General features: G+C 70.3%; 15 protein-coding genes. 11 read left to right on the forward strand and 4 right to left on the reverse strand.

Annotation, left to right across the window (positions count from 1 at the left end; all coding sequences use genetic code 11):
• Positions 1-63 precede the first annotated feature (63 nt).
• From GON06_RS03920 to GON06_RS03930, 3 genes are read left to right on the forward strand one after another with little or no spacing between them, the layout of a single operon-like run.
• Positions 64-1,368 (forward strand): 1-phosphofructokinase family hexose kinase, encoded by a 1,305-nt coding sequence (locus tag GON06_RS03920; protein ID WP_157310998.1) that lies wholly within the window; start codon positions 64-66, stop codon positions 1,366-1,368.
• Complete coding sequence (locus tag GON06_RS03925; protein WP_157311000.1) at positions 1,365-2,246, forward strand: class II fructose-bisphosphate aldolase; 882 nt, start codon at positions 1,365-1,367, stop codon at positions 2,244-2,246. Before GON06_RS03920 ends, GON06_RS03925 begins: the two co-directional genes overlap by 4 nt.
• Entirely contained in the window at positions 2,243-3,019 is a 777-nt protein-coding gene (locus GON06_RS03930; protein WP_157311002.1) for a DeoR/GlpR family DNA-binding transcription regulator, read from the forward strand. Before GON06_RS03925 ends, GON06_RS03930 begins: the two co-directional genes overlap by 4 nt.
• A 90-nt stretch (positions 3,020-3,109) precedes the next feature.
• Here the strand turns inward: GON06_RS03930 and GON06_RS03935 are convergent, their stop codons facing one another.
• On the reverse strand, positions 3,110-3,583 hold the full coding sequence (locus GON06_RS03935; RefSeq protein ID WP_157311004.1) for an Lrp/AsnC family transcriptional regulator: 474 nt from the start codon (positions 3,581-3,583) through the stop codon (positions 3,110-3,112).
• A 125-nt stretch (positions 3,584-3,708) separates the two neighbouring features.
• Between GON06_RS03935 and GON06_RS03940 the strand changes: the two genes are divergently transcribed.
• Positions 3,709-4,932, forward strand: coding sequence for an NAD(P)/FAD-dependent oxidoreductase (locus tag GON06_RS03940; RefSeq protein WP_157311006.1), 1,224 nt, complete (start codon positions 3,709-3,711; stop codon positions 4,930-4,932).
• Positions 4,933-5,127: 195 nt separating this feature from the next.
• Here the strand turns inward: GON06_RS03940 and GON06_RS03945 are convergent, their stop codons facing one another.
• A complete protein-coding gene (locus GON06_RS03945; RefSeq protein WP_157311008.1) occupies positions 5,128-5,931 on the reverse strand; it encodes a MerR family transcriptional regulator in 804 nt (267 codons plus the stop codon).
• A gap of 92 nt (positions 5,932-6,023) precedes the next feature.
• A complete protein-coding gene (locus GON06_RS03950) occupies positions 6,024-8,465 on the reverse strand; it encodes a polysaccharide lyase 8 family protein (protein ID WP_157311010.1) in 2,442 nt (813 codons plus the stop codon).
• 135 nt (positions 8,466-8,600) lie between these two features.
• On the opposite strand from GON06_RS03950, the gene GON06_RS03955 reads away from it, so the two are divergent.
• Positions 8,601-9,446: a PD40 domain-containing protein gene (locus tag GON06_RS03955; RefSeq protein WP_157311012.1), complete on the forward strand. Its 846-nt coding sequence runs from the start codon at positions 8,601-8,603 to the stop codon at positions 9,444-9,446.
• Positions 9,447-9,617: 171 nt separating this feature from the next.
• Here GON06_RS03955 and GON06_RS03960 read toward each other — a convergent pair whose 3' ends face one another.
• Entirely contained in the window at positions 9,618-10,097 is a 480-nt protein-coding gene (locus tag GON06_RS03960; protein ID WP_157311014.1) for an SRPBCC domain-containing protein, read from the reverse strand.
• Positions 10,098-10,113: 16 nt separating this feature from the next.
• Here GON06_RS03960 and GON06_RS03965 point away from each other — a divergent pair, with 16 nt between their 5' ends.
• The 6 genes from GON06_RS03965 (at position 10,114) to GON06_RS19040 (ending at position 14,493) form a co-directional block, all read left to right on the forward strand.
• Positions 10,114-10,437, forward strand: a complete 324-nt coding sequence (locus GON06_RS03965) for a helix-turn-helix domain-containing protein (protein ID WP_332837144.1) — start codon at positions 10,114-10,116, stop codon at positions 10,435-10,437.
• Between the two features lie 128 nt (positions 10,438-10,565).
• A complete protein-coding gene (gene phnD, locus GON06_RS03970) occupies positions 10,566-11,468 on the forward strand; it encodes a phosphate/phosphite/phosphonate ABC transporter substrate-binding protein (protein ID WP_157311016.1) in 903 nt (300 codons plus the stop codon).
• Complete coding sequence (locus tag GON06_RS03975; RefSeq protein WP_157311018.1) at positions 11,465-12,301, forward strand: phosphonate ABC transporter ATP-binding protein; 837 nt, start codon at positions 11,465-11,467, stop codon at positions 12,299-12,301. The genes phnD and GON06_RS03975 overlap by 4 nt, the downstream gene beginning before the upstream one ends.
• The gene (gene phnE / locus GON06_RS03980; protein ID WP_157311020.1) at positions 12,285-13,130 is read left to right on the forward strand and encodes a phosphonate ABC transporter, permease protein PhnE; all 846 of its coding nucleotides are present in this window, start codon (positions 12,285-12,287) and stop codon (positions 13,128-13,130) included. The genes GON06_RS03975 and phnE overlap by 17 nt, the downstream gene beginning before the upstream one ends.
• Positions 13,127-13,888, forward strand: a complete 762-nt coding sequence (locus GON06_RS03985) for a tyrosine-protein phosphatase (protein ID WP_157311022.1) — start codon at positions 13,127-13,129, stop codon at positions 13,886-13,888. The genes phnE and GON06_RS03985 overlap by 4 nt, the downstream gene beginning before the upstream one ends.
• Complete coding sequence (locus GON06_RS19040) at positions 13,885-14,493, forward strand: TetR/AcrR family transcriptional regulator (RefSeq protein WP_332837145.1); 609 nt, start codon at positions 13,885-13,887, stop codon at positions 14,491-14,493. Before GON06_RS03985 ends, GON06_RS19040 begins: the two co-directional genes overlap by 4 nt.
• Positions 14,494-14,505: the final 12 nt, after the last annotated feature.

Consider the following 14,505-nt stretch of genomic DNA (forward strand, 5'->3'; position numbering starts at 1 on the left):
CCGTGCAGGTGTACCCGCGTGCCCGGCCCGCGTCGTGCAGGTGTGTCGGGCGGTGGTGACCGCATGATCGTCACCGTCACTCCGAACCCCGCGCTGGACCTCACCTGGCACGTCGAGAAGATCGTGCCCGGCGGCACGCACCGAGCGGATGCCGGCGCCGTGCGCGCCGGCGGCAAGGGGCTGAACGTCGCCCGGGTGGCGCACGCGGCCGGGGCAGATGTCATCGCCGTGACCACGGCGGGCGGTGCGACAGGCGAGGAGTTCCGGGCCGAACTGACCGCCGCCGGCGTGCCCGCCGTACTGGTGCCGGTCGTCGCCGCGACCCGGCGCAGCATCGCGCTGGTCGACGAGGCGCTCGGCGACACGACGATCGTGAACGAGCGCGGCATCGCCCCGACGGATGCCGAGTGGCAGGCCCTTCGGGACGCGGTGGCCGGCGCGCTGAGCTCGGCTGCTCGTCCAGGTCGCGCTTCTCGTCGTTCCGACGCGTCGAAACCGACAGCTTCTGCGACCGGAGCGGGGCAGACACCCCCGGTCCTGGCGATCTCCGGCAGCGTCCCGCCGGGTACCCCCGACGATCTGCTGCCGTCGCTGATCGCCCTCGGCCGCGAGGCCGGCGCGATCGTGGTCGCCGACACGTCCGGCCCTGCACTGCTGCGCGCGGCGGATGCCGGTGCCGACGTGCTCAAGCCGAACGCGGCCGAGCTGGCGGAGGCGACCGGCATCGCCGATCCGATCGAGGGGGCACGCGAGCTGCTGCGTCGCGGTGCCTCGCTGATCCTGCTCTCCCGCGGAGCCGAGGGCATGCTCGCGGTCTCCGCCGACAGTGCCGGGGCCGTTGGGAATCACGGATCGTCCGGTCCGGTTTCGGAGGGTCAGGTCGCGCCGCGCCGTGACGAGGAACTCTCGTCCGTGGCATCCGACGCGTTCGCGGAGTCCTCGGTCGCCGCCGTCGCGCCGGTCGATGACCACGGATCGTCCGGTTTGGTGCCGGAGGGCCGCTCCGCGGCGCGCCGTGGCCAGGGGGTCTCGTCTGTGGCATCCGACAGCCTCGAGGTGATCTCCGCCCGCCTGCCGGATGCCCTCGCCGGGAACCCGACCGGTGCCGGTGACGCGGCGGTGTCCGCGGCCGCTGTGCTGCTCGCCGAGGGCATCCGCGACCCCGAGGCCATCCTGCGTCGCGCGACCGCGTGGTCTGCGGCCGCCGTCCTCATGCCGCTCGCCGGCGACATCCACCCGTCCTGGCCCGACCTCGAGGCCGCCGTCATCATCACCCGCGAGACTTCTCTCCCCGCACGAGAACCCGTTGCCGACGCGACGTCTGGTGCACAGACGGAAGTCTCGCCCGAAGCGAAGGACACAGTATGACCCTCGTCTCCGCCCGCGACCTCGTGACGGATGCCGCCTGGAACGGCAACGGCATCGGGGCCTTCAACGTGATCCATCTCGAGACCGCCGAGGCGCTCGTGGAGGCATCCGCCCGTGCCGCGCTCCCGGTGATCCTGCAGATCTCGCAGAACTGCGCCGACTACCACGGCGGTCTCGAGCCGATCGCGCTGGCGACGCTCGCGCTCGCCCGCCGCGCCGAGACGCCGGTCGCGGTGCACCTCGACCACGCCGAGCGGCCCGAGCTCGTGCACGAGGCGATCGACCTCGGGTTCGGCTCGGTGATGTTCGACGGCGGCAAGCTCGAGTACGCCGAGAACGTCGCGCTGACCGCCGCCGTCGTCGACCGCGCGCACGCCGCCGGCGTGTACGTCGAGGGCGAGCTGGGCGAGGTCGGCGGCAAGGACGGCGCGCACGCCCCAGGCGTCCGCACAAACCCCGACGAGGCCCGCGCGTTCGTGGCCGAGACCGGTGTCGACGCGCTGGCCGTGGCCGTCGGCTCGTCGCACGCGATGCTCGACCGCTCGGCATCCCTCGACCTCGACCTCATCCTGCGCCTGCGCGAGGCGCTGCGGGGATGCGGTCGGGACGCGACCGATGTGCCGCTGGTGCTGCACGGGTCGTCGGGCGTCCCCGACGACGTCATCACCGACGCGGTCCGAGCCGGCATGACGAAGATCAACGTCTCGACGCACCTGAACGGCTTCTTCACCCGCGCGGTGCGCGAGCGGCTCGCCGCCGACGAGAGACTCGTCGACTCGCGCAAGTACATCTCACCGGCACGGGATGCCGTGGCCGCGGAGGCCGCGCGGATGCTGCGACTTTTCGCCCTGGAGCCTGACGCCAAGGAGACCCCATGAACCGCGCCGCCCGTCTGAACGCGATCCTCGAAGTGCTCGGCGAGCAGGGCGAGGTCAGCGTCGAAGAGCTCGTGGAACGATTCGGGGCGTCCGCCGCGACGACACGACGCGACCTGGACAGCCTCGCCGAGCGCCGGCTGCTCACCCGCACCCACGGCGGGGCGGTCGCGCAGTCCGTCGCCTACGAGCTGCCGATCCGGTACAAGAGCCATCTGCGCACCGACGAGAAGGAGCGCATCGCGGCTGCGGCATCCGCTCTCGTCGCGCCGGGGTCGGTCGTCGGCCTGTCCGGCGGCACCACGACCACGGCGATCGCCGCGGCACTCGCCGCCCGCGACGACCTGGCCGACCACGGCCTGACGGTCGTGACCAACGCGGTGAACATCGGGGCGCAGCTCGCGATGCGCCCCGAGATCAAGGTCGTGGTGACCGGCGGTGTCATCCGCTCGCGCAGCTACGAACTGGTGGGGCCCTTCGTCGCGCAGCTGCTCGAGGGGCTGTGGCTGGACATCTCGTTCATCGGCATCAACGGGCTGTCGCCGGCCGGTGTCGCGACCACGCACGACGAGGCCGAAGCCGACGTGAACCGCATCATGGCGGAGCGCTCGCGCCGTGCCGCGATCGTCGCAGACTCGTCGAAGATCGGCGTCGAGACCTTCGCCGCCGTCGGCGATTCCGAGCTGTTCTCGACGATCATCACGGATGCCGGGGCGCCGGAGTCCGCCCGCGCCGAGCTGGAGGCCCTGGGCTACGAGGTCCGCATCGCGGACTGAATGCGGCCTCCGGCCCTGGGGAATGTCCCTTTTGGCCGCTTCCCGGCGTCGGATGCGGCTATCCGCGACATTCCCCACAGGGGGATGCGGCTACAGCCCGCGCTTGCCGGCGGCCTGCGCGAAGATCAGAGACGTGCTCGTCGACGCCACCTCGGGCTGCAGGCTGAGCGTGTCGGACACCAGCTCGCGCAGCGCCGGGGCATCCGCCACCGCGACGTGCACCATGAAGTCGCGATCGCCGGCGAGGAAGTACACCCGCTGCGTCGCGGGCAGATCCTCCAGGTAGGCCTGGAACCGGCGAAGGTCTCCGCGGGCGTGCGCGTGCAGCCGGATGGTGATCAGCGCCTCGAGGTGCAGTCCCATCGCCGCCGGTGAGATCTCCGCGTGGAAGCCCACGATCACCCCGCGGGCCTGCAGCGCGCGCACCCGCTTCAGGCACGTCGACTCGGCGATCCCGGCCCGCGCAGCGAGCTCGGTGTTCGAGATGCGGCCGTTGCGGCTGAGCTCCGACAGCAGCGTGCGGTCGACGGCATCCAGGGGTCCCGAGGATTCGATCTCCGGCATGGGCAGTTCCTCGCTCCGACGCGCAGTTTCCGGCAGGTTCAACAGCATCCTACGAAGAATCTTCGACAAGCCTCCATAGACGTCCTCGGAATCCTCATAATCTCTGGTGAGAGAAGGAGTACGCAATGTCGCGGTCGATCGTCATCGGAGCGGGCATGGTGGGTCTCGCCACCGCCTGGCATCTGCAGGAGCGCGGAGTCGAGGTCACGGTCATCGACCGGGTCGGCGTCGCCGCCGGCTCGTCCTGGGGGAACGCCGGCTGGCTCACCCCCGGTAAGACGATCCCGCTGGCGGACCCCTCCCTGTGGACCTACGGGCCGAAGGCCCTGCTCGACCCGGATGCCGCGCTGCACGTGCCGTTCCGGGTGGATGCCGGGCTGTGGACCTTCCTCGCGCAGTTCGCCGCCCACGGTACGAACAGGGCCTGGGACAGGACCATGGCCGACCTCACGCCGATCGACAAGATCGCGCTCGCCGGGTTCGACGAGTTGCAGGCCGGCGGCGTCGACGCCTGGACACGCGAGGGTCCGTTCGTGATCGGTTTCAAGGAGGAGGCGCACTCCAAGGGCTTCCTGCACGAGGTCGCCGGTGTCGTGCGGCACGGACAGGACGTGCCGATGGAGCGCCTCGACACGCCCACCGACCTCGCGCCGGTGCTGTCGGATGCCGTGAAGGTCGTCTACCGCCTCGACAACCAGCGCTTCCTCGAGCCGGCGCCCTACGTCGAGGCGCTCGGTGCCGCCGTGGTCGCGCGGGGCGCGACGCTGATCACCGGCCTCGAGGTGATGGACGTGGCATCCACTCGCAAGCCCGTGGTGCTGCTCTCGAACGGCGAGCGCATGGAGGCCGACTCGGTCGTCATCGCCACCGGCGCGTGGATGCCGAAGCTGGCCCGCAAGCTCGGCGTGCGCACCCGTGTGCAGGCCGGCCGCGGATACTCCTTCACCGTCGAGACCGAGAAGACGCAGGAGCATCCGGTGTACCTGCCGTACCAGCGCATCGCGTGCACGCCGTACCAGGGCCGGTTCCGCATCGCCGGCACCATGGAGTTCCGTCGCCCCGACGAGCCGTTCCAGCACCGCCGGATCCAGGCGATCATCGAGCAGGCGCGCGAGATGTTCACCGGCGTCGACCTCGACGACCGTCACGACGAGTGGGTCGGCTCGCGTCCGGTCACGCCCGACGGGCTGCCGCTGGTCGGTGCGACCAAGGCCCCCAACGTGTACGTCGGCGGCGGTCACGGCATGTGGGGCATCGTGCTCGGCCCTGTCACCGGCAAGCTGCTCGCCGAGCAGATCGTGACCGGCCGCGTCGACCCGGCGATCAAGCCGTTCGATCCGCTGCGGTAGGCCGGCGTCCGGCATCCGGCGTCCGGCGTCCGGCGTCCGGCGTCCGGCGTCCGGCATCCGGCGTCCGCGGCCTTGCAGATGGCGGACCGATCTGCATCCGGCGGACGACACGCCGGATTCCGGTCCGCCATCCGTCGATCCGTCCGCCATCTGCAAGTGGTTCGCTCTCGGCGCCGACCGGAGCGGAGAGAACCGTCAGGCGGATGCCACGGGCTGCTGCAGCTCGGTGACCCAGTCGCGCTGGTCCTCGGACTCCGACCGCAGGTACAGCTCGCGGCACGGGCCGGAGGGCACGGAGCCGCGGCCCAGGATCTCCTCGTGCAGCGCCATCCAGCTGTCGGCGATGCCGTCCATCGTGCCGAGGTGCACGGCGCAGACGGCGGATGCGACGGCCGGCAGCTCGATGATCTCGACGCCCTCGACGGGGTCACCGGCGTACGCGAAGCCGACCACCATGTGCGTGCCGTCCTCCCGTGCCTCATATGTGGCGATCGGGGTTCTCAACGGGGCACCGGTGGGTGCGAGTGCGTCGGCCACGGCATCGAACAGGGGGCCGACGAGCGGGCCGACCGACGGCTGGTCCGGGGCGACGGCGGTGCGTGCCGCGAGGCGGACGGCGGGCAGGGACTTCTCGATGGTCTCGATACGGGACATGTGGTTCTCCTCGGTGATGAGCCGGAGCCTCCGCTCCACGTCGACGAGTCGCGCGGCCGCGATCCGGTGCTCCTCCTCGACCTCGGCGCGACGCTCGCCGAGCAGCTCTGCGAGCCGTTCGGCGGAGGCGCCCTCTTCGAGGATCGAGGAGACGTCGTCCAGCCCGAACCCGAGCTGGCGCAGTGCGACGATCCGGTGCAGCGTCGCGAGCTGCGACGGATCGTAAGAGCGGTAGCCGCTGAACTCGTCCACGTGGGCGGGCACGAGCAGACCCTCGGTGTCCCAGTGCCGCAGCATGCGGTGGGTCACCTGGCCGATCTGTGCGAACGCTCCGATGGACAGCATGTGTCTGTTCTCCCGTCTCCCACGGTGTCAGGGTCAAGTATCGGGGGCGAGGTCGTCATGACCCCGCCCCCGATGCGTGCTGTCCCGAGCCGTCAGCCCAGCACGACCCGCTTCGCGTGGCCGTGCCCGTCGAGAGCGAACTCCAGCGTCAGCGGCGAGGCCGAGACGACGGTGACGCCCTCGTCACCCTCCACCACCGTTCCGCTGACATCCGCGAGCTCGATCCGGGCGGTCGCCTGGGTACGGCTCGGATCGGAGACGGCGACCGTCGTGCGACCGGCATCCGTGCGCACGGCGACCGAGCATGGCCCGCTCGCCGTCACACCGGCTGCCGAGCCGGCGCCGAAGAAGTTGCCCAGGGTGAGTCCCTGCCCGGCCACGCCGATCACCTGCGCGGTGGCGTTGTTGGCCAGCACGGCCACGGTCGGGGCATCCGACTCGGTGAACGTGACGGAGTGCGCGACGTTCGGCAGCACCATGTACGCGTAGCCGCCTGCCGTCGGGGTCGTGCCGTGGGCGTGGGTGATCGTGACGTAGTCGCGGGTCCTGGCCACGTCGTCGCCGCCGGTGTCCGAGCCCGAGTTGACGGTTCGCCAGTCACCGGTGCGCCGCACGATCCGCACGTCGATGTCACCGCTCACGTTCTCGCCCTGCAGGAACACGTATCCACCGTGACCGGGGATGTGCACGTTGCGGCGCACCTTCACGGCGTCTCCGTCGGCCGCCATCTCGCGGTTGCGGTTGTCGGTGCGCAGGGCGGTCACCGACCCGGGGGCGAACGAGCGGTTCTCGATGGTGGTGAACACGTCGAAGTCGGTGGTCGAGGCGATCGCCGCGCCGAGGCAGACCACCTTGTCGTCGAGGAAGAACCACGACTTGCGCGCGCTGAGTGTGCGGTTGTGGTTGAGGTGGTCCATGCCTTGGATGCCCCAGCGATCGTCCAGCGCGAGACCGCCCGCGAACGCCTGGTACGCCCGCGGGATGCCGGTGCCGTCCGCGGCTCCGTTCGCTCGCGGCTCTGCCGTAACCGTGGTCCCGGGCAGGCGGTACGGGTCGACCGTCGGCCAGAAGTCGGCGCTGTACTGGCCGGGATCGGCCGGAGTGTAGAAGAACGTCAGGCCGTCGCCCTGGTACCAGCCGACGTTGTTCTCCTTGTTGCCCCACTCGTAACGGCCGATCCGCTTCGACGAGACGTTCACCACGGAGCTGAAGCCCGGACGGTGGTGCACGAGGCGGTCCTGGTCGCCGAACGCTTTCGTGTACACCGGCGCGGCGGCCGGCTCGATCGAGGCGTCCGCGAGCGCGGACGTGACCAGCAGCGACTTCGCGACGGTCTGCGAAGGCAGGCCGAACAGCGTCTCGTCGCAGCGCTGCAGCCAGCCCTTCACCAGCGACAGGTAGCGAGTGCGATAGGGCTCACCGGCGCCGGGCGCCAGCAGCAGGATCGCGGTGAGGGCCGCCGCGCCGTCGACGTAGTCCGGGGCCTTCTGCCGTGAGACCGCCCGGCCGCGCACTGCGTCCATCATCCGACCGTTCCAGATGAACGGGGCGTATGCGGCCTCCACGGCGTCGAGGAGCACCGACTTCTTCGGATCGGTGACATCCCATGGACTGCCGCCGAGCAGGCCGAAGATCTCGGCGATGCCGCCCAGCGTCACCACGCCGTAGGTGCCGACATAGGGCAGATAGGTGTGCTGCACGAAGGAGCCGTCGGTGTAGAAGCCGTCGCCGCTGGTCACGTAGCCGAACACGCTGTTCCTGCCGGCGCGCACGGTGTCGCTGAGGGCGTCGCGAGCCAGCGCGATCTCGTCCGGGCGCCCGTCCAGAGCGCCGCGGAGGATGCAGGACAGCGACTTGTCGGTGCGGTTCGCGCCGGTCTCGGCGAAGCTCGTGCCCCGGCCGCGCCAGTTCGGGTCGGGCGTGAAGTAGCGTGCGGCGGCCATCAGTGCGGTGCGCACCTCGGCGGGCACGGATCCGTGCAGCAGGACCAGGATGTCGGCGGCCTTGCGCGGCACGCCGATCTCCCAGAACCACCAGTTGCCGACCGGCGACTTGCCCGGGGCGTACACGTTGACGCTCAGCCAGGCGAGTGCGTCGGAGATGTCGGATGCCAGGGTCGCGTCGCCGTACTGGTCGACTCCGGCGGTGGCATGTGCGAGCGCGAGACCGAACAGCCGGTCGAACGTGACGCCCATGTTGCCCGAGCGCGCGGTGCCCGTCACGGTCGTCAGCGGCAGATCGGCCCAGATGCCGGGCGCGGTCGCGGGGCGAACCATGCCCTGCCAGCTGGCCGCGGCCGCAGCGCTCATGTCTTTCAGCACCTCCGCGAGTGCGGGGATGGAGGCCGCGCTGCCGTCGCCGGCGAGCATGATCCGGCGCCGTTCGATGAGCGCGGCGAGCGGGTCATCGGACGCAGCGGTGAACAGGCTGCCGCGGCCGCTGCTCGCCGCGGCGGGCTGCGTGCCGGCTGCGACCAGTGCGCCGGCTCCGAGGAGGGCGAGGAACGAGCGACGGGGGAGTTCAAGGGGGGACATCATCGGCCTCCTGAAGTGGGAATGGGCTTTCCCGAAGTGTAGGCATGATCGTTAGTGATCTCAACAAATCAACTCACGCACATTCAATCATCTGACCTGAAGGGTCTATCCTGACCACGGGACAGGAGGCATCGGATGCCGGACTACCGCGTTCTTGCAGAGGGCCAGCGCTGCGAGGTCAAGATCCACGACCTGGATGCTGCGCAGTCGCGCCCTGTCGCGACATCCGACAAGGTCCTGTTCGAAGCGCCCAACTGGGGACGCGACGGAAGCCTGTACCTGAACGGCGAGGGGATGCTGTGGCGGCTGAGACCTGATGCCGAACCGCATCCGATCGCGTTCGCTGGGCTGCCGCCGATCAACAACGACCACGTCCTCGACCCGGCGGGACCCGCCGTGTACCTCTCGGCCGAGGACGGCCACATCTACCGCGGGCTGCTCAGCGGTGGCCAGGTCGCCCGCATCACCGGTGAGGACGGCGTCCGCCACTACCTGCACGGGATCTCACCGGACGGCGAGCTGCTCGCCTTCGTGCGCATGGACGGATCAGGACCGGGACGGCTCGCGCTGATCCCGGCATCCGGCGGTCGCGTGACCGTCGTCGACACCGGGCCAGGGCACGTCGACGGGCCGGAGTGGTCGCCGGACGGCCACTGGCTGTACTTCAACACCGAGCGGTGGGGGTACGCCCAGCTCGCGCGTATCGCGCGCGGCGAGGTCGAGCGAGTGCATCGCAGCGACACGGTGGACTGGTTCCCGCACCTGTCGCCCGATGGCACGCGCGCCGTCTACCTGGAGTACCCGGCGGGCACCGAGGGGCATCCGGCCGACCTGCCGGTCTCGCTCGTCGTCGTCGACACCGCGCGCTGGAGCACGCCGCTCGCCCGCATCCCCCTGCTCGGCGGGCAGGGCACGATCAACGTGAACAGCTGGGCACCGGACTCGCGCTCGTTCGCGTACGTGGCGTACCCGAAGGACTGAGCGCCCGTCCCGCTCCGGTCTCAACGGATGCGGGTGCCCAGGATGCTCCGGTCTCAACGGATGCGGGTGCATGGCCGCGCACACCCGCATCGAGTGAGACCGGAACGCAGAGGGGGCGCGATGCGCGACGGGGCGGATGCCGGTCGGGGCGCGGGGTGCCGATGACCCGCCTCAGGCGTAGAAGCCGTCGCGCAGGTTGATGCCGTGCTCGACCCAGGCCTTCAGCGCGGCGAGCATGCCGGTCCAGCCCTCGCAGTTGCCGAAGGCGCTCTTGGCGCCGGCATCCGTCGCGCTCCACGATTCCTCGGTGATGGTGACGAGCGTGCGTGCGCCCTCGTCGATCGGGGTGAACGTGAACGTGGTGCGCGTCCGTCCCGTGGGAGTCGAGTCGGGTGCGGCATCCCATTCGATGACGATCCGCTCGTGCGGCACGGACTCGACGACCTCGACGGGGAACCGGCCAGGGAAGTCGGCGAAGTCCCACGTGACATCGGCGCCGGCCTCGAGGCGCCCGCGGGCGCCCCCGGTCGTGAAGTATCGCGACAGCTGCGCCGGATCGGCGACCGCCTCGTACACCTCGGCGGCCGGACGCGCGACGCGGCCCGACACCGTGAAGGAGAGGGTGTTCAGGGGAGTTTCGTTCTCGGACATGTTATAAGATTACAACGTGTCATCCGATTCCGACAGTGACGATCTCGTCTTCAAGGCGCTCGCCGCGCCGGTGAGGCGGCGGATGCTGGATCGGCTGCGAGAGTCGCCACGGACCACCGGCGAGCTGTGCGCCTGCTTCCCGGAGCTCGACCGCACGACCGTGCTGCAGCACCTGAGGGTGCTCGAGCGCGCGGACCTCGTCATCGGAGAGAGGCGCGGCCGCGAGCGGCGGCTCATGCTCGCCCCGCTGCCCATCAAGCGCATCCACGACAGGTGGATCGGGGAGTACGCGCGCGCCGCGGTGCAGCTGCTCGACGATCTCGGCGGCGCGGCCGACTGACCGCCGTCACCTGACGTTCATGGAGCGTTCGATTCGAGGTACGGAGGTCTCCTAATTCCTCGTCACCTTCGGGAGTTGGAATACCGGTGTTCTCGGAATCCCGGAACTCCTTCCCCCGAAAGGTCATCATGCGTCGCTACACCCTGCCTGCGGTCGGACTCCTCGGCGTCGCCGCGCTCGCCCTCACCGGATGCTCCGGGGGCAGCGCCGAGGCGGCACCGTCCGACCCGGACGCCCCGATCACGATCGCCACCCTCCCCGTCGGGGAGGATCCCACCGCGGAGAACCCCATCGAGGCGTTCGCCGACATGCTCGAGAAGGAGACTGGCCGGAAGGTGGAGGTCACCGACGTGCCCGACTATCTCAGCGTCGTCGAGGCGATCCGTTCCGACCACGTGGACATCGGGATCATGAGCGGCTTCCCGTCGGCGCTGGCGGTGAACACCGGTGAGGTTGACGCCCTCGTCGCCTTCAAGGGCGACGGCAAGCCGGTCTCGACCTGCGTGGTCCTGGACGACTCGCCGGTGCAGAAGGTCGAGGATCTGAAGGGCAAGACCGTGGCGTTCGCCGACCAGGCCTCCAGCTCGGGTTACTTCATGCCGGTGTACATGCTGCACGAGGCTGGCCTGGAGCGGGACGAGGACTACGAGGCCATCTTCGCCGGCGGGCACGAGGGCAGCTTTGCCGCGCTCGCCCAGGGGCAGGTGGATGCCGCGTGCACTGCTGTCATGCTCACCGAACTGGGCAAGCCGATGTTCCCCTTCGAGGACGGCGAGTGGCGCGCGGTCGGCGAGAGCCCGTCGATGGCTGTGCAGGGCGCCGTGCTCGGGCGGCAGTCGCTGGACGACGACACGCGCGCCGCGATCGAGAAGGGCATCGCCGCCGTGTTCACTCCCGAGAACGCCGAGCAGCTCGGCGCCTTCGGCTCCTTCGCGGCAGCGGAGCAGGTCGTCGAACCGCAGAAGGACCTGTTCGCCTCGTTCGCCGAGATCGCCTCGGTGGCCGGCGTCGAACTCAAGGACCTGAAATGAGCGTGACGGCGGACGCCGCGAACGCGGTCACCGAGCCCGCGAAAGTGCCCACGACAGCGGAGATCCGGCAGTCACTGCCTCTGGTGACGGTGCGCGGGCTGCGCGTGGACTACGGCGAGACCACGGTGCTCGACGGCGTCGACCTCGACCTGTTCCCCGGCGAGACCGTGGCTCTGCTCGGCGCATCGGGGTCGGGGAAGTCCACGCTGATGCGCAGCCTGACCGGTTTCGCCCCGATCAGCGCCGGCACTGTGCGGGTCGCCGGGCACGACGTCACCAACCTGCGACACGGACAGTTGCGCACGCTGCGGTCCGATGTTGGTCAGGTGTTCCAGCAGTTCAATCTGATCCCGCGGCTGAGCGTGCTCACCAACGTGCTCACCGGGGCCCTGCACGGCGCGGGTCCGTTCAACCTCGTCGGCGGCTTCACCGGCGCCCAGCGGCGCCGTGCCATGGAGCTGCTCGACCGGGTCGGGATCGCGTACAAGGCGTCAGAGCCGGCACGCTCGCTGTCCGGAGGGCAGCAGCAGCGGGTCGCGATCGCCAGGGCGCTCATGCAGCGGCCCAGGCTGATCCTCGCCGACGAACCCGTCGCATCGCTCGACCCGAAGCTCGCCGACTCGGTGCTGAGCCTGCTGCGGAGCATCGCCGCGGAGGACGGGATCCCCGTGCTCGTCAGCCTGCACGTGCTGCCGCTCGCGCTCGCGCACAGCGACCGGATCGTCGGCCTGCGGCACGGCGAGATGGTCGTCTCCGACGCGACATCGCGACTGGATGCCGGCGTGCTCGCGACGCTCTACGACGAGGAGGACCGTGATGACGACGACCGCTGAGCCCCGCGGCCGCACGCGTGCCGATCGCCCGCAGCTGTCCGCTGCGCAGCGGCACAGGCTGGAGAGCGCGGTGCATCTGCCGCGCACCCGGTTCCTGATCGGGCTGCCGATCGCCGTCATCGTGCTGATCTGGTCGGCAGCCGGCGCCGAGTTCAACTTCGTCAAGCTCGGCGAGGGCGCTGTGAACATGGGCGAGTTCCTGTCCCGGCTGTTCCCGCCGGACTTCTCGCACTTCGACGTGATCCTGCGCCTGCTCGTCGAGACGCTGCAGATGGCGATCGTCGGCACCGTGCTCGGAGCGGTGCTGTCACTGGTGATCGCGTTCGGCGCAGCGTCGAACATCGCCCCGAAATGGCTGTACTATCCGTCGCGCTGGATGATGAACATCATCCGCTCCGTCCCCGACCTCGTCTTCGCGCTGATGTTCGTCTCCGCGGTCGGACTGGGACCGTTCGCCGGCATCCTGGCGATGACGCTCGGGTCGATCGGCTCGATCGGCAAGATCTTCGCCGAGGCGATGGAGTCGGCCGATCAAGGGCCGATCGTGGCGATGCAGGCGGTCGGTGCCTCGCCCAGGCAGGTCATCCAGTACGGCATCCTGCCGCAGGCCGCGCCCCTGCTCGTCTCGTACACGCTGCTGCTCTTCGAGGGCAACGTGCGAGGTGCGACGATCCTCGGCCTCGTGGGTGCCGGAGGCATCGGCCTCGAACTCACCACGGCGATGCGGATGTACGACTACGGACATCTCAGCGCCATCATCATCTGCATCATCGTGCTCGTCACGGCGATCGACCAGGGCAGCGCCCTGATCCGGAGGAGGATCACATGACCACGGCCACCATCGACATCGTGCTCAGCGCACCGGTGAATCTGCGCGATCTCGGAGGGATCCCGATCGACGGCGGCGTCCTGCGGAAGGGCCTGGCGGTCCGCGCCGACGACCTGTCGCTCGTCACGACGGATGCTGCGAACGCCCTCTTGAGCGACGGCCTGACGGCCGTGATCGACCTGCGCTCCACGGACGAGGCCCTGATCACCGGGCGCGGCCCTCTCGGGGCACGCGCCGTCTCGTACCACCACCTCCCGCTGATGTCCGATGTGCGCGGTCCCATGCGCGAGGGCGTCGCGCTCACCCATGAGTCGATGGGCGAGATGTACGTCGCGATGGTCGAGAACGCCTCGGGGCAACTGGTCTCGGCGCTGAACGTGATCGCGCATGCGCCGGGGGCGACGGCCTTCCACTGCGCTGCCGGCCGGGACAGGACCGGCGTGCTCGCGGCAGCGCTGCTGCTCGCGCTGGGCGCCTCCGACGACGACATCGTCGTCGACTACGCGCGGACCGCGCCGAACATGCCGGCGATCATGACTCGCACGAGCTCGGTCATGGGGCCGCTGCTCGCGAGTCTGGGGATGGACCTGGAACGGCTCGGCGGGAACGCACTGGCCGAGGGCGACATGTCGGTGTCGATGCGGCGGATGCTCGGCGAGCTGCGCGAGCGGCACGGCGACCCGCTGCAGCCGCTGCGCGACGCCGGACTCTCGGACGCCACGATCGCACGCCTTCGGGAGAGGGCGCTCGCGTCGTGAGCACGCTCGTGACGGAGGGGGTCGCGGTGCGGCGCGGCCCCGGTCGCCCGCGCGACGAGGACATCGATCAGCAGATCATCGCGGCGACCCTGGAGCTCATCGATGCGGAGGAGCAGGTCACCGTCTCCCGGATCGTCGCGCGCAGCGGGGTGAGCAGGGCGGCCCTGTATCGGAGATGGGAGTCGTTGACCGTGTTGATCGCCGCAGCGCTCGATGTCGGGCGAACCGTTCCCGAGGCGTATCCCGCGGACGTGGACCTGCGCGAGGCGGTGTTCGCCGGGCTGATGGACCCGGCCGACGCCGCCGGCTACTCCGAGCAGAGGTTCCGGCAGCGCATCCGGCTGGTGATGGCCGATCGTGCACTGCAGCGGGCGTACTGGCGCTCGCACGTCGCGCGGCGCCGCGTGCCGCTGGAGAGCGCGCTCCGCGCGGGCGTCGAGCGCGGCATCCTGCGTGCCGATCTCGACGTCGAGGCCTGTTTCGATGCGATCGCCGGGGTGGCGTACTACCAGATCGTGGTCCGAGGGGAGTCGTTGTCGGCGGAGGACACCCGCGCCCGGCTGCGGTCCGCGCTCGACGTGATCTGGCGGGGCATGACGGCCTGACGCGGGCAGGCC

It is taken from the genome of Microbacterium sp. MAH-37, assembly GCF_009758255.1.
GTDB lineage: Bacteria > Actinomycetota > Actinomycetes > Actinomycetales > Microbacteriaceae > Microbacterium.

Coding starts and splice junctions, on each gene's coding strand:
- phnE (WP_157311020.1), top strand. CDS start 12,285: ATGACGACGACCGCTGAGCCCCGCGGCCGCACGCGTGCCGATCGCCCG.
- phnD (WP_157311016.1), top strand. CDS start 10,566: ATGCGTCGCTACACCCTGCCTGCGGTCGGACTCCTCGGCGTCGCCGCG.
- GON06_RS03920 (WP_157310998.1), top strand. CDS start 64: ATGATCGTCACCGTCACTCCGAACCCCGCGCTGGACCTCACCTGGCAC.
- GON06_RS03930 (WP_157311002.1), top strand. CDS start 2,243: ATGAACCGCGCCGCCCGTCTGAACGCGATCCTCGAAGTGCTCGGCGAG.
- GON06_RS03925 (WP_157311000.1), top strand. CDS start 1,365: ATGACCCTCGTCTCCGCCCGCGACCTCGTGACGGATGCCGCCTGGAAC.
- GON06_RS03955 (WP_157311012.1), top strand. CDS start 8,601: ATGCCGGACTACCGCGTTCTTGCAGAGGGCCAGCGCTGCGAGGTCAAG.
- GON06_RS03940 (WP_157311006.1), top strand. CDS start 3,709: ATGTCGCGGTCGATCGTCATCGGAGCGGGCATGGTGGGTCTCGCCACC.
- GON06_RS03935 (WP_157311004.1), bottom strand. CDS start 3,583: ATGCCGGAGATCGAATCCTCGGGACCCCTGGATGCCGTCGACCGCACG.
- GON06_RS03960 (WP_157311014.1), bottom strand. CDS start 10,097: ATGTCCGAGAACGAAACTCCCCTGAACACCCTCTCCTTCACGGTGTCG.
- GON06_RS03985 (WP_157311022.1), top strand. CDS start 13,127: ATGACCACGGCCACCATCGACATCGTGCTCAGCGCACCGGTGAATCTG.
- GON06_RS03975 (WP_157311018.1), top strand. CDS start 11,465: ATGAGCGTGACGGCGGACGCCGCGAACGCGGTCACCGAGCCCGCGAAA.
- GON06_RS03945 (WP_157311008.1), bottom strand. CDS start 5,931: ATGCTGTCCATCGGAGCGTTCGCACAGATCGGCCAGGTGACCCACCGC.
- GON06_RS03950 (WP_157311010.1), bottom strand. CDS start 8,465: ATGTCCCCCCTTGAACTCCCCCGTCGCTCGTTCCTCGCCCTCCTCGGA.